The 21696-nt window shown below is 70.5% G+C and carries 24 protein-coding genes; 20 read left to right on the top strand and 4 right to left on the bottom strand.

Annotated elements, in window-relative coordinates; all coding sequences use genetic code 11:
- The first annotated feature begins 512 nt into the window (after nt 1-512).
- Both UW392_RS12930 and UW392_RS12925 read left to right on the top strand, forming a co-directional pair.
- Nucleotides 513-863 carry a GntR family transcriptional regulator gene (locus tag UW392_RS12930; RefSeq protein ID WP_320775110.1) on the top strand — a complete coding sequence of 117 codons (351 nt, stop codon included), beginning with the start codon at nt 513-515 and terminating at the stop codon, nt 861-863.
- 1 nt (nt 864) lies between these two features.
- Nucleotides 865-1431 (top strand): HD domain-containing protein, encoded by a 567-nt coding sequence (locus tag UW392_RS12925; RefSeq protein ID WP_320775083.1) that lies wholly within the window; start codon nt 865-867, stop codon nt 1429-1431.
- Here the strand turns inward: UW392_RS12925 and UW392_RS12920 are convergent.
- Together UW392_RS12920 and UW392_RS12915 are read right to left on the bottom strand one after the other, a co-directional pair.
- Nucleotides 1419-1892: an NUDIX domain-containing protein gene (locus UW392_RS12920; protein ID WP_320775082.1), complete on the bottom strand. Its 474-nt coding sequence runs from the start codon at nt 1890-1892 to the stop codon at nt 1419-1421. The two genes, UW392_RS12925 and UW392_RS12920, sit on opposite strands and share 13 nt — an antisense overlap.
- Nucleotide 1893: 1 nt before the next feature.
- Nucleotides 1894-2661: a helix-turn-helix transcriptional regulator gene (locus tag UW392_RS12915; RefSeq protein ID WP_320775081.1), complete on the bottom strand. Its 768-nt coding sequence runs from the start codon at nt 2659-2661 to the stop codon at nt 1894-1896.
- A gap of 826 nt (nt 2662-3487) precedes the next feature.
- Between UW392_RS12915 and UW392_RS12910 the strand changes: the two genes are divergently transcribed.
- The 16 genes from UW392_RS12910 (at nt 3488) to UW392_RS12835 (ending at nt 15683) form a co-directional block, all read left to right on the top strand.
- The gene (locus UW392_RS12910; protein WP_320775080.1) at nt 3488-3757 is read left to right on the top strand and encodes a DUF6284 family protein; all 270 of its coding nucleotides are present in this window, start codon (nt 3488-3490) and stop codon (nt 3755-3757) included.
- Complete coding sequence (locus UW392_RS12905; RefSeq protein WP_320775079.1) at nt 3754-4206, top strand: Pycsar system effector family protein; 453 nt, start codon at nt 3754-3756, stop codon at nt 4204-4206. The genes UW392_RS12910 and UW392_RS12905 overlap by 4 nt, the downstream gene beginning before the upstream one ends.
- Nucleotides 4206-4541, top strand: a complete 336-nt coding sequence (locus UW392_RS12900) for a hypothetical protein (protein ID WP_320775078.1) — start codon at nt 4206-4208, stop codon at nt 4539-4541. The genes UW392_RS12905 and UW392_RS12900 overlap by 1 nt, the downstream gene beginning before the upstream one ends.
- Nucleotides 4538-5557: a DUF2637 domain-containing protein gene (locus UW392_RS12895; RefSeq protein ID WP_320775077.1), complete on the top strand. Its 1020-nt coding sequence runs from the start codon at nt 4538-4540 to the stop codon at nt 5555-5557. Before UW392_RS12900 ends, UW392_RS12895 begins: the two co-directional genes overlap by 4 nt.
- Entirely contained in the window at nt 5554-6204 is a 651-nt protein-coding gene (locus UW392_RS12890) for a GGDEF domain-containing protein (RefSeq protein WP_320775076.1), read from the top strand. Before UW392_RS12895 ends, UW392_RS12890 begins: the two co-directional genes overlap by 4 nt.
- A complete protein-coding gene (locus UW392_RS12885; protein ID WP_320775075.1) occupies nt 6204-6587 on the top strand; it encodes an RRQRL motif-containing zinc-binding protein in 384 nt (127 codons plus the stop codon). The genes UW392_RS12890 and UW392_RS12885 overlap by 1 nt, the downstream gene beginning before the upstream one ends.
- A gap of 125 nt (nt 6588-6712) precedes the next feature.
- A complete protein-coding gene (locus UW392_RS12880; RefSeq protein WP_320775074.1) occupies nt 6713-8944 on the top strand; it encodes a cell division protein FtsK in 2232 nt (743 codons plus the stop codon).
- Nucleotides 8945-9085: 141 nt separating this feature from the next.
- Nucleotides 9086-9337, top strand: a complete 252-nt coding sequence (locus UW392_RS12875; protein ID WP_320775073.1) for a hypothetical protein — start codon at nt 9086-9088, stop codon at nt 9335-9337.
- A gap of 36 nt (nt 9338-9373) precedes the next feature.
- A complete protein-coding gene (locus UW392_RS12870) occupies nt 9374-9565 on the top strand; it encodes a hypothetical protein (protein WP_320775072.1) in 192 nt (63 codons plus the stop codon).
- Nucleotides 9566-9585: 20 nt separating this feature from the next.
- Nucleotides 9586-10074 carry a hypothetical protein gene (locus UW392_RS12865; RefSeq protein WP_320775071.1) on the top strand — a complete coding sequence of 163 codons (489 nt, stop codon included), beginning with the start codon at nt 9586-9588 and terminating at the stop codon, nt 10072-10074.
- 32 nt (nt 10075-10106) lie between these two features.
- Complete coding sequence (locus UW392_RS12860) at nt 10107-10532, top strand: NUDIX hydrolase (protein WP_320775070.1); 426 nt, start codon at nt 10107-10109, stop codon at nt 10530-10532.
- A 92-nt stretch (nt 10533-10624) separates the two neighbouring features.
- On the top strand, nt 10625-11317 hold the full coding sequence (locus UW392_RS12855; protein ID WP_320775069.1) for an SAM-dependent methyltransferase: 693 nt from the start codon (nt 10625-10627) through the stop codon (nt 11315-11317).
- A complete protein-coding gene (locus UW392_RS12850) occupies nt 11314-12162 on the top strand; it encodes a bifunctional DNA primase/polymerase (RefSeq protein WP_320775068.1) in 849 nt (282 codons plus the stop codon). The genes UW392_RS12855 and UW392_RS12850 overlap by 4 nt, the downstream gene beginning before the upstream one ends.
- Before the next feature lie 3 nt (nt 12163-12165).
- Nucleotides 12166-13647 (top strand): ATP-binding protein, encoded by a 1482-nt coding sequence (locus UW392_RS12845; RefSeq protein ID WP_320775067.1) that lies wholly within the window; start codon nt 12166-12168, stop codon nt 13645-13647.
- A gap of 448 nt (nt 13648-14095) precedes the next feature.
- Nucleotides 14096-14335, top strand: coding sequence for a helix-turn-helix domain-containing protein (locus UW392_RS12840; RefSeq protein ID WP_320775066.1), 240 nt, complete (start codon nt 14096-14098; stop codon nt 14333-14335).
- 79 nt (nt 14336-14414) lie between these two features.
- Nucleotides 14415-15683 carry a site-specific integrase gene (locus UW392_RS12835; protein ID WP_320775065.1) on the top strand — a complete coding sequence of 423 codons (1269 nt, stop codon included), beginning with the start codon at nt 14415-14417 and terminating at the stop codon, nt 15681-15683.
- A gap of 76 nt (nt 15684-15759) precedes the next feature.
- Here the strand turns inward: UW392_RS12835 and glnA are convergent, their stop codons facing one another.
- A complete protein-coding gene (gene glnA, locus UW392_RS12830) occupies nt 15760-17121 on the bottom strand; it encodes a type I glutamate--ammonia ligase (RefSeq protein WP_320775064.1) in 1362 nt (453 codons plus the stop codon).
- Nucleotides 17122-17416: 295 nt separating this feature from the next.
- Here glnA and UW392_RS12825 point away from each other — a divergent pair, with 295 nt between their 5' ends.
- Complete coding sequence (locus UW392_RS12825; protein WP_320775063.1) at nt 17417-19168, top strand: NAD+ synthase; 1752 nt, start codon at nt 17417-17419, stop codon at nt 19166-19168.
- 77 nt (nt 19169-19245) lie between these two features.
- Here UW392_RS12825 and UW392_RS12820 read toward each other — a convergent pair whose 3' ends face one another.
- Nucleotides 19246-19695, bottom strand: a complete 450-nt coding sequence (locus UW392_RS12820) for a VOC family protein (protein WP_320775062.1) — start codon at nt 19693-19695, stop codon at nt 19246-19248.
- Between the two features lie 142 nt (nt 19696-19837).
- On the opposite strand from UW392_RS12820, the gene UW392_RS12815 reads away from it, so the two are divergent.
- Nucleotides 19838-21696, top strand: a 1859-nt coding sequence (locus UW392_RS12815; protein ID WP_320775061.1) for a bifunctional [glutamine synthetase] adenylyltransferase/[glutamine synthetase]-adenylyl-L-tyrosine phosphorylase, incomplete at its 3' end; no start/stop codon positions are given.

Genomic DNA, 21696 nt, shown 5'->3' with positions numbered 1-21696 from the left:
GCCTGCAACTACTGCGGTGCGTAGCCCAGTGACCAAGGCGGCCGATCCGTCAGCCAGGCCCCTGCGATCAAGATACTGCGCGTCGATTGCGTAAGGGCCCCGCCATACCAACCAGGGCAGGCCGACGAGTAAGCCCAATACGCCAGTTCCAATGAGCAAAATTGCAGCCCATCGGCTGAGCCTTGCCCTTCTGCGTGCCGCAACGCGGCGCTGTTCCAGGGGGGTCACGCGCTGTGCCGCCCGACGGTGCGCTTGCGCAGCACGGAGCCAGGAGAGCAGTTGTCGAGTCTTCATGCTCTGTACATGTCCATGTGTCAGTGGGCGGTTGCAGTTCGTCCCGCTCTCTCTTGCTAGCCATGGGAAGCTTGTCGGGTGCAAGAGCGATCGGAGAGGGGGAGTGAGTGTCGCAGCAGGCCAGCCCTCGGGGTACCTATCTGAAGGTTGCCGACGCAGTCAGGAGACAGATTGAGGACGAGCCGGAGAGGGTCGAACTTCCATCGCTTGCCGAGATCATGCGAGTCCACGCAGTCTCGCGGGGGGTGGCGATCCGCGCTTTCAACGTGCTTCGCCAAGAGGGCGTAGTCGAGCCGACACCGGGCAGTCGGTGGCGCGTTGTCCGGAGTGATGCGCCAGTCGACCGGCGCCCTCTCGAACAGCGACTTGCAGACATTATCGCGGCTGACGGGCTGGTAGCTGGGGAAGCGTTCCCGAGTGCCTCCGCGTTGGCTGAGCGGTTCGGGGTCTCGCGGCCCACGGTCACCAAGGCGTTGGACAAGCTGGAAGCCACCGGCGTGCTGGCCGGGGGAGGACAGGGCAGAGTGCGGACGGTCCGCGCTGTGCCGAACCGAGAGGGGCGTTCGTAGCTTGCCGAAGTTGACCGAGTGGGCCTATCCGCTGGCTGAGTCGCTGCTTGCTGAGCCCCTGCCGCGACGTTGGAAGCACTGCCTAGGAGTTGCCGAGCGGGCCCGAAGCATCGCCCTCATCCTCGACCAGGACGCGGACCTACTGGAGGCCGCGGCGGTGCTGCATGACATCGGCTACGCGCCCGACCTAGCCAAGACGGGCTTTCACCCGCTGGACGGTGCCCGCTACCTCCGAGATGTCGCTGGCGCCGATGAGCGGGTGACCAGCCTGGTAGCTCACCACTCCTGCTCGTGGCTGGAGGCGGAAGCGCGTGGGCTACACGCGGACCTGGTCGGGGAGTTCCCCCGCGACGGCGAGCACCTGAACGACGCGCTGTGCTACTGCGACATGAACACCACCCCGGACGGCACGCCGACGAACCCCGTCGACCGGATCAACGAAATCACCGGGCGCTACGGACCGGACAGCCTGATCGGTCGGTTCATCCGCCGGGCCGAACCGGAGATCCTCGCTTGCACATGCCGTGTCCTCGAACGGGTAGCCACCGCCAAGCGTCAGCCGATGTAGGGCGCCGTCCGCGTCCGGTCCATGGCGTGCTCGATCCGGAGCCGCATCGTGGGGTGCACGTCCAATCCGTTCAGGTCCGCCGGGGCGACCCAGCGGACCTGAGTCGTTTCGTTGCTCGTGCGGAGTTCACCGCCGACTGGCCGGGCGCGGAAACAGATGCTGAATTGCTGGCGGACTTCACCATCGTCGTACTGCATGACGTGCCCCGGGTCGGTGTAAAGACCCGACACGTCGACCACCTCGGACCGAATCCCGGTCTCTTCCCAGACCTCCCGTACGACGGTGTCACTGATGGACTCGCCCACATCGTGGCCACCGCCGGGCAGGGCCCAACGCCCGTTGTCGGACCGCTGAATCATCAGCACCTTCCCGGCATCGTTCTGCACGAACGCCACGACGGACGGCACGACCGAGTTAGCCCGCGGGGCGTCCGGATCGTGCAGGTAGTCAATGCGTCCCATATCAGGCTCCCGTGATACTGGCGATGTCCTGGTCAGTGATCGACCGGGCGTTATCCCAGGTGTGTTCGATGCTGTTCGCGTAAGTGTCGAAGAGGCTGCCGCCCGGAAGTCGCCGGAGGTGCAAAACAGGCGCCATGTAGGCACCGATGCCGTAGACGTGCGGGTTGACGAGCATCTCGTCATCGGCCCGGTAGATCGAGTTGTAGAGCGTCGAGTCGTGCAGACGGAAGCCGATGTCTGGATGGCTCCGCATGAGGGGCCGGTACAGCACCAAAGCATTGCGAATCTTGCCGTCCATGATTTGGTGTCCCTCATCAACGCCGCGCTGCTGGACAGCCGCGCACTCCGGGTCACCAAGCAGGATGCGCACCCGAGCACCAGCCTCAGTCTTCGCCTTCAGCAGGTCGTGAAACAGCGGGTCCTCAGAGAGGAACAGCCCGGAGTAGACAAGCACGTCCAAGTTCTGGTCCGCGCGCTTGTAGAGCTCCCGCCAAAGCCCAGTCGGCACCGTGTGTCGGTGCGGGTACACGGTCGCGATTTCGGCCTTTGCCAGATCTGCCGTGCTGTCGGCAATGCGGTTGTCCTCCCACAGCGTGGTCACGTCGACCTTGAGCGCTGCCGCTGTCGAGTACTGGTGTCGCCGGTACGGAACCTTGCCCTGAGTGATCCAGCGCTCGACCGTCTTGGGGTTCACCTCGATCGCCTCAGCCAGGCTCTGCACGGTCATGCCGCGGGCGAGGAGGGCAGACCGCAAGCGCTCGTTCGACATCTGTACCCCCTGAGGGACTTCTAGGGACGTCTTGACCGTAACGAGAAGTCTTGGAGCTGTCCATGGAAGGGGTGACCAACTCCCCTGACCTGGACGGATGCTGAGAGTACGCCAAGACGTCCCGGCAGAGAAGCAAGAGAATCCGGCGCCGTACTTGACAGCCCAGCATGCAGTACCTGTAAAACAGGTACTGCAAGGCGTTCGGAGGAAAGCCCCCGCTCCGCTGGGGTGAGTACGAAGTGAACGCTCGTTGGTTGAGAACTCAACAGAGTGACGAGTCGACGGGGTGAAAGTCCCCGTCCCCGCAGTGGCCCGGGTGACGGCCGCCGGTGGCCACTTCGTGGCAGGCGAACCTGTCCTGTCCTGCGTACAAGCACTGGAGAACAGCCACGGGGATCATCCCTTCCACACGGGAGGTCAACCCCGGAGCTGCCACCTGGTACGCGCCACCCTGCTGGCGTCAGAGCAGTGACGATGACGCGCCCGACTCCCCCGGCTCGGGGCCGGTGCTCTGTGGCAACGGAGCACCGGTAAAAGCCGTGTCCCTGCGATCGGCAGGAGGGTCGGTGTGAATCGACGACATACAAGGGCCGCCGCCGCTTGGACCGGCCGGCGGCGCCCGATCAGCAAGCCCGGTCCGCCACGGTTCCGCAGCGCGTGACGCTGCGGGCCGGCTGCCTCTCCCGCCCGTCCGTTCCGCGCGCTGCGCGAGGACGTACGGACGGGAGCGCGGGGAGCCGGAATCGACTCCAACGGCGCGCGCCCCCGGTGCTGGAACACCGGGGGCGCTGTTCGGGCCGTTCCTCGCTGGAAGGAACCACGACCCATGAACCACGTTGTCACACTTCAGGACGCCATCACGGCGTTCGCAGACTTCATTGAGCCGACGGACGCGGAGTTGGACGCGATCGATCAGGAGATGCCGCTGATCCTGGCGGACGTCGACCTGTTGGACGCCCACATCGTCACCCTGGACCGCACCCCCACCGAGCTGGACAAGCGGCGCATCCGCCGGGCCCGGCACCGGGCGCTCACCGCCCGCGTCACCCTGGCCAACCGCGCGGCCGGCGAGACCTTGCCCGGGGGTGCCGCGTGAGCGTCACCACGGAGAAGAATCTGACCGCTGCGCACACCGAGGTGAAGGCGGAGATCGCGCGGACGGACGCGAAGACGGCACTGCTGCTGGCGTTCGTCGGCGCCGTCCTCGCCGGATCATGGACGGTCGCCCGCGACCTCCCGCTGAACACGGCCTCCGGCATCGTCGGCGGCGCCGGTATGGCGCTGCTGGTCGGTGCGGCCGGTCTGCTGCTGCGGTCGGTCCGCCCGAACATCCGCGGTCGGCACGGTTTCCCGCTGTGGGCGACGCTGACCGCCGAGGAGATCACCACCACTGCCAGCGCCCGGGACTGGGCCGCCGATGTCGCCGGACTGTCCCGGCTGGCGGTCGCCAAGTTCACCTGCCTGCGCCGTGCGGTCGACCTCACCTTCGCCGGTGGCGCCCTGCTTGTCCTCGCTGCCTTGATCATTGTCGGGGGTGCGCTGTGATGACGCTGGACGACCTCACGGTCCCGCTGCACGCGCTGCGGCTGCTGACCGTCGACTTCGGGCACCTACCCGCCCCGGACGTGGAGATCTCTACCGTCTTCCCGGAGCGGCTGCGGCTGGCTTTCCACGACAGCTCAGGTGAGAGCCTGGCCGCGTTCGAACAGTGGCGTCATGCCCTGCGGATCACTGAAGACGCGGTCGACTACCGCACGCAGAGCGATGGAGAGACCCGCGTTCTTTCGGTTGAGGGACGGTTCGCCGGCGCGGTGGTCATTCTGACCGCGTTCGCCGATGTCCCGAAGGATGCCCCGGCCTTGACGGGGGGTGCCCTGTGAGTGCGGCTGCTGCTGTGGAGCGGCTGGCCGTGCCGCCGCTCACCCGGCCCGAGATGGGGCTTGCCGGCGTCGGTGCCGCCGCGGCGGCCGGTGTCGGCGCCCTCGGACTGATTTCCTCGTTCGACGCGGTGTCCGCCGCGGCGGTCCGCTGGGGGTTCGGCGAGCCGTGGATGCTGCCGGTCGGTATCGACGTGGCGATCCCGGTGTTCACCGTGGCCAACCTGCTGCTGATCCGTATGGACATGGCGTTGGCGTGGGTGCGGTTCGTGCCCTGGGTGCTGACCCTGATTACCTGCGGGCTGAACGTCGCTGCCGGACACGAGATGTGGGCGAAGGTCGCGCACGGCACCATGCCGCTGCTGTGGGTGGTGTTCTCCGAGATCGGCGCGCACATCTACGCCGTACGGATCGGCGCCGCCACCGGCCGCCGCATGGAAAAGATCCGGTTCTCCCGCTGGCTGCTCGCTCCCCTGTCCACGTTCGCACTGTGGCGGCGCATGACGCTGTGGGAGGTCACCTCCTACAGTGCCGCGCTCGCCCATGAGCGTGACCGGCTGCTGGCCCGTGCCGACCTGCACGAGCAGTACGGCCGGTGGTGGCGCTTCAAGACACCACGCCGCGCCCGGGTCACCCTGCGCATGGGCCACCTCGCCCCCGCCGCCACACCCGCCGGCCCGGAGCCTGCCCCGGAACCGGTGGAAGAGCCGGCCGCCGCGGCGGCGCCGCGTCCACCGGCCAAGTCGCGCAAGCGGCCGGCCGCGGGCAGGGCGAAGACGACGCAGCGCAGCGCGACCGATGTCCTCGCCGAAGCGCGCACGGTCACGGCCGACTGGCCGGACGCGCAGATCAACGCCGAGTCACTGCGCAAGGCGCTGCGCTGTGGGGCCGGTCCGGCGCGGCAGGTGCGTGACGCCCTGCTCGCCGAACGCGCCGACGCTCCCGCCCCGCACCCCGTGGGCGACGTTGCCGACGCCGCGACCGCGGCGCCAGCCGAGGTTGAGGCGGTGGCGGCATGAGCACTCCGGCCGTTGTCCTGCTGTCCGCGCTGCCGCTCACCGCCGGGTGGGCGGTGCATGTGTGGTGGCTGCGCGGCGTGCTGCACACGGCACGCCGTGACCCGCTCACCGGCCTACGGACTCGCGACGGCTTCACCCGCCGCGCTGCGGTCCTGCTGAAGGCCCCCCGCGCGGTCATCGTCCTCGCCGACGTCGACCGTTTCAAGCACATCAACGACCGCTTCGGACACGCCGCCGGAGACGCGCTGCTGAAGGCAACCGCGGACCGGCTCGCCCACCACGTCGGCCGCGATGGGGTCGCGGGCCGTCTCGGAGGCGATGAGTTCGCCGCTGTCCTCATCGACCAGCACGGCACTGCCGGTGATCTCCTCGCCGTGCTGCACGGGGTGCTCGCCCGGCCGGTCGACGGCCAGGACCCCGCCGCGCACACCACCGTGTCGCTCGGCTGGGTCCGTGCCGAGGACTTCCCCGAGGACGACCTGTCGGGGCTGCTGCGCCGTGCCGATGAGGCGATGTACGCCGCCAAACAGGGACGCGCCGGCACCCGCCGGGCCGGACTGGGACGGCTGTTCGCCACGGTCACCGGACGCCGCTCCGGCCGCACCGGCGCCCGCGCCGACGCTCCGGTGATCGGAGTGGCGGCCTGATGTCCGCGGCCTACGGCAAGTGCTTCGACCCGACCGGCGCCCGCTACGGCGTGCCCACCTACCCCTGGAAGTTCGCCCCCGACGGCTACGCCACCCGCCGACAGCTCCGTGCCCAAGGGCTCCGGCCCGGTGGACAGCCGGTCGCGGCGCAGCTCATGCGCGCGAGCCGGCGGGCGGTCGGCGGGGTGCGCGTGGCCCACCTCTACCGGGTCGACCGCGCCAAGCCGGTCCGCCCGATGACCTCACGCAAGTGGGGCGCGCTCGCCCTGGCGATGCTCGCCCGCCGCACCTGCCCCGAGTGCGGGGTGATCTACAGCTACTGCCTGCCGACCTCACTCGGCATGTGCGTGCTGTGCGCCTACCCCGACCAGCGCGCCGCCTGAACGGATGCCAGGGCGAGCCCATGGGCTCGCCCGGCGCGTACTGCCCGACCGGCGGAGCCGGTCCGCCCACCTCCTACAGCGACGGACCGGCCCCGCCTTTCCTCCTCTGAGAGAAGGACTCTTCAGTGAAGCACCCCGACGACGACAACGAACTCTTCAACCGACTGGAAGCCGAGATGGCTGCCGACCGGTCGCCCGACTCGGGCGGCGAGGTGGTCGACCTCAACAAGGCCCGATCGGCGCGTGCCGAGTCGACCGACCGGACCGCCGACCGGTCGCCCGACTCGCCCCCGGTGCAGTCGGGCCCCGAGTCGGCCGACCCGACCAAGCCCGTGAGCGTCGACCAGCCGACCCCGGCCGGCATCGGTCCGGGCTACCTCGGTCGGCTCGCCGCCGCCAAGCGCCGGGCGGTCGTCCCCGTCTGGTTGAAGTCCGTGAGCGAGCTACGGACCGCCTCCGCCTGGGTGGCCCGCCACTACGCCCACGCCGCCGGCTACCACGCCCTGCGCACCCCGGTCTACGCCGCACGGCTCGCCCTGCGGGCCCCGGCCGGCGCCGCCAAGTTCGTCGGCGGCACGCTGCGCTGGGTGGCCGACCGGGAGGGCGAGCCGGTCCGGCTCGCCGCCGTGCGCCGCGAGGACGCAGCCGAGTACCTCAAGCTCTCCCGGCAGCGCGACGGGCGGGTGCGGCTGCGCACCCTGGTCGCCGCGCTCGCCGCGTTCACCGGTCTCGGGCTGGCGCTCGCCCTGTATGTACTGGCCCCCGACTGGCTGCAAACCGTGTCGGTCGGCGCGGTCGTCCTCGCCCTCGGGGCGGTCGGCCGACGGGCGGACGACCCGGTCGTGCACAAGGCCGTGGAACTGCCCGATGCGCCCAAGCTCACGTCTGACATCGTGCTGCGCGCCCTGGGGGCGCTGGGCATCCCCGCCATCAACCAGGCGCAGAGCAAGGGACGGGATGGGTTCGCGTTCACCGCTCCCATCACCCGTGACGGCCCCGGCTGGCGGGCCGAGGGCGACCTGCCCTACGGCGTGACCGTGACCGACGTCATCGAGCGGCGCGAGCGGCTCGCCTCCGGGCTGCGCCGCCCGCTGGGCTGCGTGTGGCCCGAGGCGGTCCCCGACGAGCACACCGGACGGCTGGTGCTGTGGGTCGGCGACCAGGACCTCAAATCCGCGCCCAAGCCGGCGTGGCCGCTGGCCAAGTCCGGCGGGGTGGACCTGTTCAAGTCCGTGCCCTACGGCACCGACCAGCGCGGACGCTGGGTGAACGTCACGCTGATGTTCATCGCTGGTGTCATCGGCGCCATCCCCCGTATGGGCAAGACCTTCCTTCTGCGGCTGCTGCTGCTCATCGCCGCCCTGGACCCGCGGGCCGAGTTGCACACCTACGACATGAAGGGCACCGGCGACCTGGACCCGGTCGGCGAGAAGGTCTCCCACCGGCACGGCGTGGGCGAGGAGGACGAGACGATCCAGTACGCGCTCAACGACTTCCGCGCCCTGCGCGAGGAACTCCGGCGCCGCACGAAGGTGATCCGCTCGCTGCCCCGGGACATCTGCCCCGAGTCCAAGGTGACGTCCGCGCTCGCCGACAAACGGTCCCTCGGGCTGCACCCGATCGTGATCGGGGTGGATGAGTGCCAAGTCCTCTTCGAGCACCCCGAACACGGCAAGGAGTTCGAGGAGATCGGCACCGACCTGGTCAAGCGCGGCCCGGCCACCGGCATCGTGCTGCTGCTGGCCACCCAGCGCCCCGACGCCAAGTCACTGCCCACAGGCATTTCGGCGAACGCCGGCGCCCGGTGGTGCCTGAAGGTCATGGGCCAGACCGAGAACGACATGGTGCTGGGCACTTCCTCCTACAAGCGCGGCGTGCGCGCGACCATGTTCGCCTGGGGAGACAAGGGTCTGCACTACTTCGTCGGTGAGGGCGCCGACGCCCGGATCGTCTCCAGCACCTTCGTGGACGCCCCCGGCGCCGAAGCCATCGCCGCCCGCGCCCGCACCGCCCGCGACAAGGCCGGACTCCTGTCCGGCTACGCCCTCGGGGAAGCCCCCGAGCAGCCGACCGGCCCGGCCTACGACCTGCTCGCCGACATCACCGCCGTACTGGCCGAGAAGGAAGAGCGGGTCTGGAACGAGCGCATCGCCGCCCGCCTCGCCGAACTCCGCCCCGACGTGTACGGCGGCTGGAAGGGCGAGAACGTCACCTCCGCGCTGAAGCCGCACGGCATCCGCACCCGCGACGTGGCCGGCACCACCGACGACGGCACCCGCACCACCCGCCGCGGCATCGTCCGCGCCGACGTCCTCAAGGCGATTGCGGAGCGTAACGAAAAGCCGGACGCCGCATAGGCCCGGCACGGTGCTACCGGTAGCACCCGCACCTGCTACCGGTAGCACCCCCGCTAGCACCCCAAAGCGCACCTCATCTGCGATCTAGCGGATAGCACCCCACCTGCGGAAACCATCGAAAACCGCCTGGGAGGGCCCGACGTGACCCCCGTCCTGCTCGCTATCACTCTCATCCTCGGCATCACGCTGTGTTATATCGCCGTGTGTGCGGCCTCACCGTTCGGGACCTGCCGCCGCTGCCGCGGCATGGGCCACGCGCTCAAGACCGACCGCAAAGGACGCCTCAAGCGCGGCAAGGACTGCCGCCGCTGCCACGCCACCGGCAAGCGCATCCGCGTCGGCCGCTGGCTCTACAACCGGTGGGCGCGCATCTACCGCGCCGGCACCGGCTGACCACCCTTCCGCCCCCTCGCCCGGAAGCGAGTCCCAGTGCTGTTCAACGTCTCCGCGGTGCTGCTGTTCGGCGCCGCCTCCGTCCTCGCCGTCAAGACCAAGTCCGCCGGCGGCGGCGCCGCCATCGTGCTGTTCCTCTTCGGGTTCTTCGCCGCCGGCACCGGCGCCTACGGGCCCATCCGCGACCTGGTCGCATCCTTCGCCGACTTCGCCAACCACCTCGGCTGACCGGAAGGGAACCCCCCACCGTGACGGACCACACCCCTGAGACCACCGCCCGCCCGGCGGGTGCGCTGAGCGACACGGAGGCCGCCGCCGAAGCACGCCGGATCATCGCCGACGCCTACCGGCCCGCCCCCGAGACGCCGACCATCTACCGCGACGACACCCCCGTACCCACCCACGGCAGCACCCCGCCCGTGGCGCAGCCCGGACGCCCGCCCATGAGCCAGGGCGCCACCGACGCCAGCGTGCTCATGCTCACCGGCGGCGGCGCCGTCTCCATGGTCGGCCTCACCGCCGCCGTCCTGATGTACGTCTCGCAGTACGCCGACCCCGTCGTCTGCGCACTCGTCTTCGGCACCCCCACCGTCTTCGTCGTCGCCCTGGGACGCCTCGCCGGCAAGGCCCGGCCCGCGCCGGACGTCCACCACCACTACACGGGGCCAGTCCGGCAGACGAACACCACCGCCCACGTCCGCAAAGCCACCGTCAAGCGCAACCACTTCCACGGCTGACCCACCCCAACCAGGGAGCGAGAACCCCGCACATGACCGAGATCTTCGAAACGATCCGCTACACCGCCGACGTGGTGTGCGTCCGGGACGGCGCCGTCCTGCTGATCGAGCGGGGCTGGCCCCCGCACAAGGGACGCCTGGCTCTGCCCGGCGGGCACGTCGACCCCGGCGAGACCTCCCGCACCGCCGCCGCCCGCGAACTGCTGGAAGAGACCGGCGTCCACGTCGACCCCCGGGACCTGACCCTGATCGGCATCTACGACGCCCCCGACCGCGACCCACGCGGCCGGTACGTCACCGCCGCCTACCTCGTGACCGTCCCCGCCGACACCACCGCCCACGCCGGCGACGACGCCGCCGCCGTCCGCTGGGTCCCCATCGAAGACGCCCGGGGCCTCGCGTTCGACCACAGCGACATCGTCACTGCCACGCGGTACAGGCAGAACAGCCCCTTCTAGCTACGCCACGGGCGACCCCCACCTCACGCCAATGAAAGAGGGGTCGCCCGTGTCCAACCAGCCCATCTCAGACCCGTTGGAGGTCTCCCAGCATGACGCAACCGACCCCCTTCCGGCGAGTGTTCGGTCGTCGGCCGATGCTGCTGGATCTGTACTGCTGCCAGGGCGGCGCCGCCAAGGGTTTTGACGCTGCCGGTTTCGACGTGACCGGCATCGATAAGGACCCGCAACCGCGCTACCCGTTCCGGTTCATGCAGGCGGACGCGGTCGCGTTCGTCCGCGAGCACGGGGCCGCGTTCGACTTCATCCACGCTTCCCCGCCCTGCCAGCACGACACCGAATGCCAGCGCATCCAGGGCAACACCCACCCCGACCTGATCGCCCCCACCCGCGCCGCCCTGGACGCGTCGGGACGGCCGTGGGTGATGGAGAACGTGAGGGGCGCGGTGCCCAAGCTGCTCGCCCCGGTGATGCTGTGCGGGCAGATGTTCGCCCTGGCCAACTACCGGCACCGGTTCTTCGAGACCGGAGGCGGCTTCCGCCTTGCGCAGCCGGACCACCCCGCGCACCGCGTGCCACAGGCCAAGATGGGCCGCCCGGTGCTGCCGGGGCACTACGGGCAGTTCGTCGGCAACTTCTCCGGCGTCGAACTCGCCCGCGAGGTGCTGGGGGTGCCGTGGATGAATCGTGATGGCATCCGCGAGTGCATCCCCCCGGCCTACGCCCGCCACATCGGCACCGCCGCGCTCGCCCATCTCGCCCCCGCGCTGGGGGTGGTGGCATGACCGAGACGCTCTACCCCCAGCACACCGCGCTGAGCCTGGCCGCGTCCGGGGTGCCGGTGCTGCCCCTGCGTCGGGGCAAGGTCCCCTTCGGCAACTGCCCGGCGTGCACCGGCAACGCGTGCGGGGGCCGGCCGAACATGAAGTCTCCGGGCCCCTGCGACTGCCCGGCGCCGTGCCACGGGTGGGCGGCCGCCACCACCGCGCCCGCGGTTCTCGTCTCGCCCCCGTGGCGTGCGGCGTGGCGGCAGGCGGTGTGCGTCGGCTACCACCCCGGCGGCGCCACGTTGACCGTGGTCGACCTGGACGACGCGGACGCCATCGCGTGGGCCCGGACCGCCCTGCCCGCCACGCGCACGGTGGTGACGACGCGCGGGGAGCACTGGATCTACCGGGGCGCCATGGCCTCCCGCAACGCGGTCCGGCCCGGGGTGGACGTCAAGTCGTCCATGGCCTACGCCCGCTACCTCGGGCCCGGCATCGGCACCCTGACCGCCCTGCCCGACGCCGTCCGCGCGCTGGCAGTCAAGGCGCCCGCCCCGGTCCGGCCGGCACCGCCGACCGTGACCGTGCCCGGACGGTCCGGGGAGGGGAAGTGTCCGCACCGCACGCCCGCCTACCTCACCCGGGGCATCGCCATGGCGGAGCAGCAGATCACCACCGCCCGTAGCGCGGTGCACGCCACCGTCTACCGGACCTTCCTGGCGGTGCTGTCCCGGCACGGCCGGTGCGGTTGCCTGACCGATGCCGACATGGCGCGGCTGTTCGCCGCCGCACAGACCCGGGGCGAGACCGTCCGGCACTGCGCGGACGCGTGGGCCAACGCCCGCACCACGTTGGGACTGTGAGCCATGTCCGAGGACGACGACAAGACACCCGCACGGCAGATCATCACCGACTACGCCCAATCGCACTTCCGGTACTTCCGCACCGCTGACGGCACCGTGTACGCGCAGCGCAACGGCCACCCCGTGGCCCGCCCGATCCGCTCCCAGGGCACCACCGGCAGCCACCGCCAGGAACTCATGGTCGGACTGTTCAAGGACGGGGTGGGTGTGTTCAACGGCACCGCCATGAAGGAGGCACTCGACTTGATCGAAGCATTGGCACTGACCGAGGACGTGCAGCCCGTGCACATCCGCGTCGCCCCCGGATTCGACGGGGCGACGTGGCTGGACCTTGGGCGCAGCGACGGGCAGTCGGTGCGTATCCACCCCACCGGCTGGGACATCTGCACCCCCGACCCACGTGAGGTCTGCTGGCGCCGTACCCAGCTCACCGGGGAACTCCCGTTGCCGGTGAAAGACACCGACGGCAAGGGCATCGATCTGCTGATGCGGCTGTGCAACTTCGCCAATGCCGAGACGGAGTGCCTGGCCATCGCGTGGCTGATCGGCTGCCTGGGTCCGTCCGTGCCCGTCCCGGCCCCGTTCCTCACCGGCCCCCAGGGGGCGGGCAAGTCGACGGGCGGGCGGATGCTCGTACGGATCATCGAGGGCATGAGCGGCGACCTGCGCCGGGCCCCCAAGGACGAAGAAAACCTGATCGCGGCCGTGGCCGCCGGATGGGTCACCGCGCTGGACAACCTCTCGCACATGACCCCGGACCTCTCCGACGCGATGTGCTGCATCGTCACCGGCGCGGAGAACGTCAAACGCGCCCTGTTCACGGACGGAGACGTGTTCCGCGTCGGCTACCGCCGGCCGCTGCTGCTGACCGGTATCGATGTCGGGGTGATCCGGCCCGACCTCGCGGAGCGGCTGTTGCCCCTGCGGCTGGAACGTCCCCGGGTGCGGCGCACGGAGGCGGAGTTGTGGGCCGACTTCGCCGAGGTGCTGCCCGTCATTCTCGGCTCGCTCCTGGACCTCACGGTGCAGGTACGGGCAGCGGAGGCGGACATCCCGACCGACCTGCGGATGGCTGACTTCGCGCACCTGTGCGCGCAGCTCGACGCCGCCACCGGCTTGGGGGCGCTGGCCGCGTACCGGGCCAGCCTGGACGACCTCAACGACGACGTCATCGAGGGCGACCTGTTGGCACAGACCGTGCTCAAGCATGCCGCCGGCATCGCCCCGGGGGCGGAAGAGCGGATGACGTCCGCCGAGTGGCTGCACGCCCTCACCGGCCTCTACAGCGGCGAGGAGGTCCGCCCGCTGCCTAAAGGCTGGCCGACCACCGGCAAGGTGCTCTCGGACCGCCTCAAGCGGCTTCAGCCCACTCTCGCCGCCCGGGGAGTCCTCATCGACTGGGGACGCACCAAAACCTCCCGGTACATCGAGATCGCGCGACCGGCGGGCGCACCGCCCGCGCACGAGCAGGAAGCGGCCTTCTGACCGTCCCCGGCACCCACGGCGGACAAGCAAGAGGAGCACCCGGCGCCCGGCAAGACGTGCTCCTCTTGCTGTTCGGCGGCGGCGCCGCCTTGCACAGGTCGCGCCGCGAAGCGGCTCGTTCTTCACGTTCTGAGCCACGCACCACCACAGACAGCACCCCCTCTTTGTCCTAGGTAGGAAGACCCTGCGTCACCTGCGTCACCCACACCCCCGAAACGGCGTGTGACCTGCCCAGACAGGGGTGACGCAGACGGCCGATTCCTGCGTCACCCCGCGTCACCCCGCGTCACCCGGTGACGAAGGGGTGCGTCACCGGGTGACACACCCTGCGGTCCCTGCGTCACCACAAAGCAGCAGGTCAGACGCCTAGATGACGCAGATGACGCGGGTGACGCAGAAATCCGCACCTCGGACAGGCGCAGCCACGCTCTTTCCGCTTGGAGCTCTCATGGCAGAACCGACAGAGGCCGACCCCCGCGCCACTCTCCGAGGCGGTCTACCCGATCGGTATCTCACCCCTGACGACGTGGCCCAGATCTTCGGTGTGCCCGTCGAAACCGTCTACCAGTGGCGGAAGAAGCGGACCGGCCCGCTCGGGTTCCGGGTCGGCAAGCACCTGCGATACGACCCCGCCGATATCCGCGCCTACGTCACAGAATGCAAGAACGTCGACCGATACGCCGTCTGACCAGGCACCACGAGAAACAGCAGGGAGAGCCGTACCCGCGGCTCTCCCTGCCGCACTTCCAAGAGAGGAAAGCCGCCGTATGGCAGGCCACATACAAGACCGCTGGTACAAGACCGAGACCGGCGCCAACGGCAAGTCCGTCCGGGCTCGCACCGACCGACACGGCAAGGGCATGAGGTACCGCGCCCGCTACATCGGGCCCGACGGAACCGAGAAGTCGAAAAGCTTCCCCGACGGACAGAAGCGGTTGGCTGACCAATGGCTAGCCCACATAGAAGCGGACATGTCCCGCGGGCAGTATTTGGACCCCGCTGCGAGCCGAGTGACGTTCCGGCAGTACGCCGAGAAGTGGCTGAGCACGCAGACGACCGACATGACCACGCGCGAATCAGTGGAATCCGCGCTCCGCGGCCACGCGATTCCTTACCTGGGGCCGCGACCGCTCGGCTCGTTCAAGCCCGAACACATCCGGGACTGGCTCAGCGAACTGGAAAAGGCCGTGCCGGCGTCGTCGTACCGGCGCGTGATCTACAACAACGTATCGACGGTCCTGAATGCCGCCGTCGATGACGGCCACCTGCCGAAGAACCCGTGCCACGCGCAATCCGTGCGTCCGCCGGCCGCGGGGACTGGTCGGGTTGTGCCCTGGAGTGCTGAGCGCGTCTTCGCCGTAAGGGCCGCCCTCCCCGAGCGCTACCGGGCCGCGGTCGACCTCGGAGGCGGATGCGGACTCCGGCAGGGGGAGATCTTCGGTCTGCCAGCCGATGAGATCCGTTTCGACTCCGGATGGCTGCACATCGTGAACCAGGTACGCGTCACGAAGCAGGGGCTTGTCTTCGCCCCACCGAAGCGGAACAAGGTACGTGACGTCCCCCTGTCGGACCGCGTGGCGCACGTCCTCAAACAGCACATGGAGACGTTCCCCCCGGTAGAGATCACCTTGCCCTGGCTGCGAGCGGACGGCCCGCGCGTCACGAAGCGTCTGCTGTTCACCCGTCTCGACGGGGCCGGCGCGGTTCGGCGCACCGACTTCAACGACCGGGCGTGGAAGCCCGCTCTCGTAGAGGCTGGAGTAATCCCGCAGCCCAAGCCGGGGGAGCGGTACCAGTCCGCCCGCGAGCATGGGATGCACGCCCTCCGGCACTTCTACGCCTCCGTCCTGCTGGACGCCGGCGAGAACGTCAAGGCGCTGAGTCACTACCTCGGACACAACGACCCGGGGTTCACGCTCCGGGTCTACACGCACCTCATGCCGAGCAGCGACGCACGGGCCCGGAAGGCCGTGGACGGCCTGTACGAGAGCACCGGTCCGGCACCGGACGGCCCACAGACGGCCCCGGAGCGGTGAGACGCAATGGGGGCGACGGTCCGTGACCGTCGCCCCCATCCGTCGAATCAGCGGGCGGAAATGCCCTGACCTGCCATTACAGCACCGGCAGGTTCTTCCGCAGCTCGAACGCGGTCACCTCGGAGCGGTACTCCTCCCACTCCTGGCGCTTGTTGCGCAGGAAGAAGTCGAAGACGTGCTCGCCGAGGGTCTCGGCGACCAGGTCGCTGCGTTCCATCAGGGTCAGGGCCTCGCCGAGGTTCTGGGGGAGCGGCTCGATGCCGAGGGCGCGGCGCTCGGCGTCGGAGAGGGCCCAGACGTCGTCCTCGGCGCCCGGAGGAAGCTCGTAGCTCTCCTCGATGCCCTTCAGGCCGGCGGCCAGGAGGACGGCGTAGGTGAGGTACGGGTTGGCGCCCGAGTCGATGGAGCGGACCTCGACGCGGGCCGAGCCGGTCTTGCCGGGCTTGTACATGGGCACGCGGACCAGCGCGGAGCGGTTGTTGTGGCCCCAGCAGATGTAGGACGGTGCCTCGCCGCCGGCCCCGGCCGTGCGCTCCGTACCGCCCCAGATGCGCTTGTAGGAGTTGACCCACTGGTTGGTGACCGCCGAGATCTCGGCGGCGTGCCGCAGCAGGCCCGCGATGAAGGAGCGGCCCACCTTGGACAGCTGGTACTCCGAGCCGGACTCGTAGAACGCGTTGCGGTCGCCCTCGAAGAGGGAGAGGTGGGTGTGCATGCCGCTGCCCGGGTACTCCGAGAACGGCTTCGGCATGAACGTCGCCTGCACGCCCTGCTCCAGCGCCACCTGCTTCATCACCAGGCGGAACGTCATGATGTTGTCGGCCGTCGAGAGCGCGTCGGCGTAGCGGAGGTCGATCTCCTGCTGGCCCGGGGCGCCCTCGTGGTGGGAGAACTCCACCGAGATGCCCATCGACTCCAGCATGGTGATCGCCTGGCGGCGGAAGTCCATGCCGATGTTCTGCGGGGTGTGGTCGAAGTAGCCGGAGTTGTCGGCGGGGGTCGGCACCGAGCCGTCGACCGGCTTGTTCTTCAGCAGGAAGAACTCGATCTCCGGGTGGGTGTAGAACGTGAACCCCGAGTCCGAGGCGCGGTTCAGGGCGCGCTTGAGGACGTAGCGCGGGTCGGCGAAGGACGGCGAGCCGTCCGGCATCAGGATGTCGCAGAACATCCGGGCCGTGCCGGGGGCCTCCGCGCGCCACGGCAGCACCTGGAACGTCGACGGGTCCGGCTTGGCGATCATGTCGGACTCGTAGACCCGGGCGAAGCCCTCGATCGCGGAGCCGTCGAAGCCGATCCCCTCGTCGAAGGCCTGTTCCAGCTCGGCGGGGGCCACGGCGACGGACTTCAGGAAGCCCAGCACGTCCGTGAACCACAGGCGGACGAACCGGATGTCACGCTCCTCAAGCGTCCGGATCACGAACTCCTGCTGCTTGTCCATCTTCCGCTTCCCCATCCTTGCTGGTCAGGCCGCCTGTCTCCGGCACCGTCTCCGGTACCGCCGAAAGCCGGTCGGGCACCTGAGCATCCCACCACAGCACCGTTTCATGCGCGTTGCGGACCTTGATCGGCAGGCCGACCCCGGTCTGAACACCGCGCGTACGGACGGTGCGGCACCGCGGCAGGCTCCGTGCTCTCCCCGCAGCGTAAAGGCCACGTGTTCGATCGGGCCATTCCCGTGTACCGCGGGTCCCCGCGCCACCCCATCGCGTCGGTATGACGATTACACTGGCCGGGTGCCCCAACTACGACTCGCCCTGAACCAGATCGACTCCACCGTCGGTGACCTCGCGTCGAACACCGAGTCGATCGTCCGCTGGACCCGGCACTCCGCCGAGCAGGGAGCCCACCTCGTGGCCTTCCCCGAGATGGCGCTGACCGGGTACCCCGTCGAGGACCTCGCCCTCAGGTCCTCCTTCGTGGAGGCGTCCAGGGCCGCGCTGCGCGCGCTGGCGGCCCGGCTCGCCGGGGAGGGCCTCGGCGAGCTGCCGGTCGTCGTCGGCTACCTCGACCGCTGCGCCACCGACCGGCCGAAGTACGGCCAGCCCGCCGGGGCGCCCCAGAACGCCGCCGCGGTCCTGCACCGCGGCGAGGTGGTCCTCACCTACGCCAAGCACCACCTGCCGAACTACGGCGTCTTCGACGAGTTCCGCTACTTCGTGCCCGGCGACACCATGCCGGTCCTGCGCGTGCACGGCGTCGACGTCGCGCTCGCCATCTGCGAGGACCTCTGGCAGGACGGCGGCCGCGTACCGGCCGCGCGCTCCGCCCGCGCCGGACTGCTGCTCTCGATCAACGCCTCCCCCTACGAGCGCGACAAGGACGACACCCGCCTGGAACTCGTCCGCAAGCGCGCCCAGGAGGCCGGCTGCACCACGGCCTACCTCGCGATGACCGGCGCCCAGGACGAGCTGGTCTTCGACGGCGACTCCATCGTGGTCGACGCCGGGGGCGAGGTCGTCGCCCGCGCCCCGCAGTTCTCCGAGGTCTGCTTCGTCGTGGACCTGGAGCTGCCCGCCGCGGCGGCCGACGCGCCGGAGGGCGTCGTCGACGACGGCCTGCGGGTGGAGCGGGTCGTCCTCTCCGCGGAACCCGTCGCCCCCTACGAGACCGAGCCCGCCGGCGCCTGCGCCGACCGCCTCGACGACGACGAGGAGGTCTACTCCGCGCTCGTCGCCGGCCTGCGCGCCTACGTCGCGAAGAACGGCTTCCGCTCGGTCCTCGTCGGCATGTCCGGCGGCATCGACTCGGCCCTGGTCGCCGCCCTCGCCTGCGACGCGCTCGGCGCGGAGAACGTGTACGGCGTCTCCATGCCGTCCAAGTACTCCTCCGAGCACTCCAAGGACGACGCGGCGGAGATGGCCCGGCGCACCGGCCTCGACTTCCGCACCGTGCCCATCGCGCCGATGTTCGACGCGTACATGGGGGCGGTCGAGCTGACCGGGCTCGCCGAGGAGAACCTCCAGGCCCGGCTCCGCGGCACCCTGCTGATGGCCCTCTCCAACCAGGAGGGCCACATCGTCCTCGCCCCCGGCAACAAGTCGGAGCTGGCCGTCGGCTACTCCACGCTGTACGGGGACGCGGTGGGCGCCTACGGGCCCATCAAGGACGTCTACAAGACCTCCGTCTTCCGGCTGGCGGAGTGGCGCAACCGGGCGGCCCGGGAACGGGGACAGACCCCGCCGATCCCGGAGAACTCGATCACCAAGCCGCCCAGCGCCGAGCTGCGCCCGGGACAGGTCGACACCGACTCCCTGCCGGACTATCCCGTCCTCGACGCGATCCTGGAGCTGTACGTCGACCGGGACCGCGGCGCCGACGAGATCGTCGCCGCCGGGTACGACCGGGAGCTGGTGACGAAGACGCTGCGCATGGTCGACACCGCCGAGTACAAGCGCCGGCAGTACCCGCCGGGCACGAAGATCTCCCCCAAGGGCTTCGGCAAGGACCGCCGCCTGCCGGTCACCAACGCGTGGAGGGAGCGCTAGACGCCCCGAAGGGGCAGCGTCCCGAAGGGGCGCGGGGAACTGCGCGACCAGCCACGACGCACCCGCGCCCGAAGAAACTACCCCTCCCGCCCCGCGGCCAACGCCGCGAGCAACGCGTGCAACGGTTCCGCCGACCGCCGCCGGTACTCCTGCACCGACCACCCGTTCCCGTCGGGGTCCTGGAAGTACATGAACGTCGCCCCGTCGTCCGGCGAGTAGCTGACCGGCTCGGACACGTCCAGGCCGCGGCCGGTCAGCTCCGCGTGCGCCGCCTTGATGTCGGCCACGCAGAGCTGGAGCCCCTGGTACGAGCCGGGGGCCGGCCGCGGGCCCCGCGCGATCTCCCAGATCTGGTCGCCCAGGGCGATCGAACAGCCCGACCCCGGCGGGGTGAGCTGCACGATGCGCATGCCGGGCAGGACCTCCTGGTCGATGTCCACGTGGAAGCCGACCTTGTCCCGGTAGAAGTCACGGGCGCGGTCGAGGTCGGTGACGGGCAGCGGGATCACTTCGAGGGTCAGGTCCATGGCGTTCCCCTTCTTCCCTGGCTGTCTTCCTGGCTGTCTTCCTTGCTGCGGCTGACTCTCAGGGAAGCCGAGATCGGCGCCCCGCGCCAGCGTCCCGGCTAGGCTCGGGCCAGGACGACCTTGATCGGACAGGAGGCCGGAGATGACGGCGCCGGGGCGCAGGAGCAGTACCTTCACACGGCTGCTGCGGCACGGCTTCACGGACGCCTCCGCCGCCGAGCGGCTGCTGGACGGACCGGAGCTGGCACCGGTCCGCAACGATCCCGTCCTCCTCGACGCCTTCGGCGCCACCGCCGACCCCGACCTCGCCCTGCTCGGCCTTGTCCGGCTCCTGGAGGCCCAGCCCGAACCCGCCGCCCGGCGCGAGCTGCTCGACACCCTCACCGCGTCCAAGCCGCTGCGCGACCGGCTGCTCGGCGTGCTCGGCGCCTCCGAGGCCCTCGGCGACCACCTCGCCCGGCACACCGGCGACTGGCGGGCCCTGGTCACGTACGAGCCGCGCGACCTGCACCCCGGCGTCGAGGAGTTCGAGCAGTGCCTGGGGGAGGCCGCCGACCCCGTCGCGCTGCGCGTCGCCTACCGGCGGTGCCTGCTCTCCATCGCCGCCCGCGACGTCTGCGGCACCGTGGACGTCGCCGAGACCGCCGCCGAACTCGCCGACCTCGCCACCGCCACTCTCCGGGCCGCCCTGCGCATCGCCGAGAGCGCCGCGCCTGAGGACGCCGCGCTGTGCCGGCTCGCGGTCGTCGCGATGGGCAAGTGCGGCGGACACGAGCTGAACTACGTCTCCGACGTCGATGTCATCTTCGTCGGAGAGCCCACCGACGGCGCCGACGAGACGGCGGCCGTACGGGCCGCGACGCGGCTCGCCTCCCACCTGATGCGGATCTGCTCCGAGACCACCGTGGAGGGGTCGATCTGGCCCGTCGACGCCAACCTGCGGCCCGAGGGGCGCAACGGGCCGCTGGTGCGGACGCTGAGCAGCCACGTCGCGTACTACCAGCGGTGGGCCAAGACCTGGGAGTTCCAGGCCCTGCTCAAGGCCCGGCCGGTCGCCGGGGACCTCGCGCTGGGGGAGGAGTACACCGCCGCGCTCCAGCCGCTGGTCTGGCAGGCCGCCGAGCGGGACAACTTCGTCGCCGACGTGCAGCAGATGCGGCGGCGCGTCGTCGAGAACATCCCCGTCGCCGAGGTGGACCGGCAGCTGAAGCTCGGACCCGGTGGACTGCGGGACGTCGAGTTCGCCGTACAGCTGCTCCAGCTCGTGCACGGGCGGGCCGACACGTCGCTGCGCAGCGGCACGACACTGGACGCGCTCAAGGCGCTCGCCGCGGGCGGTTACGTGGGACGGGTGGACGCCGCCCAGCTCGACGACGCGTACCGGTTCCTGCGCTCCCTGGAGCACCGTATCCAGCTGCACCGGCTGCGGCGGACCCACCTCGTGCCCGAGGACGAGGCGGATCTGCGGCGCATCGGGCGGTCGCTGGGCCTGCGCACCGACCCCGTCGCCTCGCTGCTGCGGGAGTGGCGGCGGCACGCGGCGGTCGTACGGCGGCTGCACGAGAAGCTGTTCTACCGGCCGCTGCTCGACGCGGTGGCCGCGCTGGCGCCCGGGGAGGCCCGGCTCAGCGCGGAGGCGGCGCGGGAGCGGCTCGTCGCCCTCGGGTACGCCGATCCGGGCGCCGCGCTGCGGCACCTGGAGGCGCTGGCCTCCGGGGTGACCCGGAAGGCCGCGATCCAGCGGACGCTGCTGCCGGTGCTGCTGGGGTGGTTCGCGGACTCCGCCGACCCCGACTCGGGCCTGCTGAACTTCCGGAAGGTGTCCGACGCGCTGGGCAACACGCCCTGGTACCTGCGGCTGCTGCGGGACGAGGGCGCCGCGGCGGAGAACCTCGCGCGCGTGCTGTCCGCCGGGCGGCTCGCCCCGGACCTGCTGATGCGCGCGCCCGAGGCGGTCGCGCTGCTCGGGGACGGCGACGGCGCGGGGCTGGCGCCGCGCGG

It is taken from the genome of Streptomyces sp. CRN 30 (assembly GCF_034105845.1).
The sequence above is the reverse complement of the archived record's forward strand: the minus strand, read 5'-3'. Positions and strand labels throughout refer to the sequence as shown.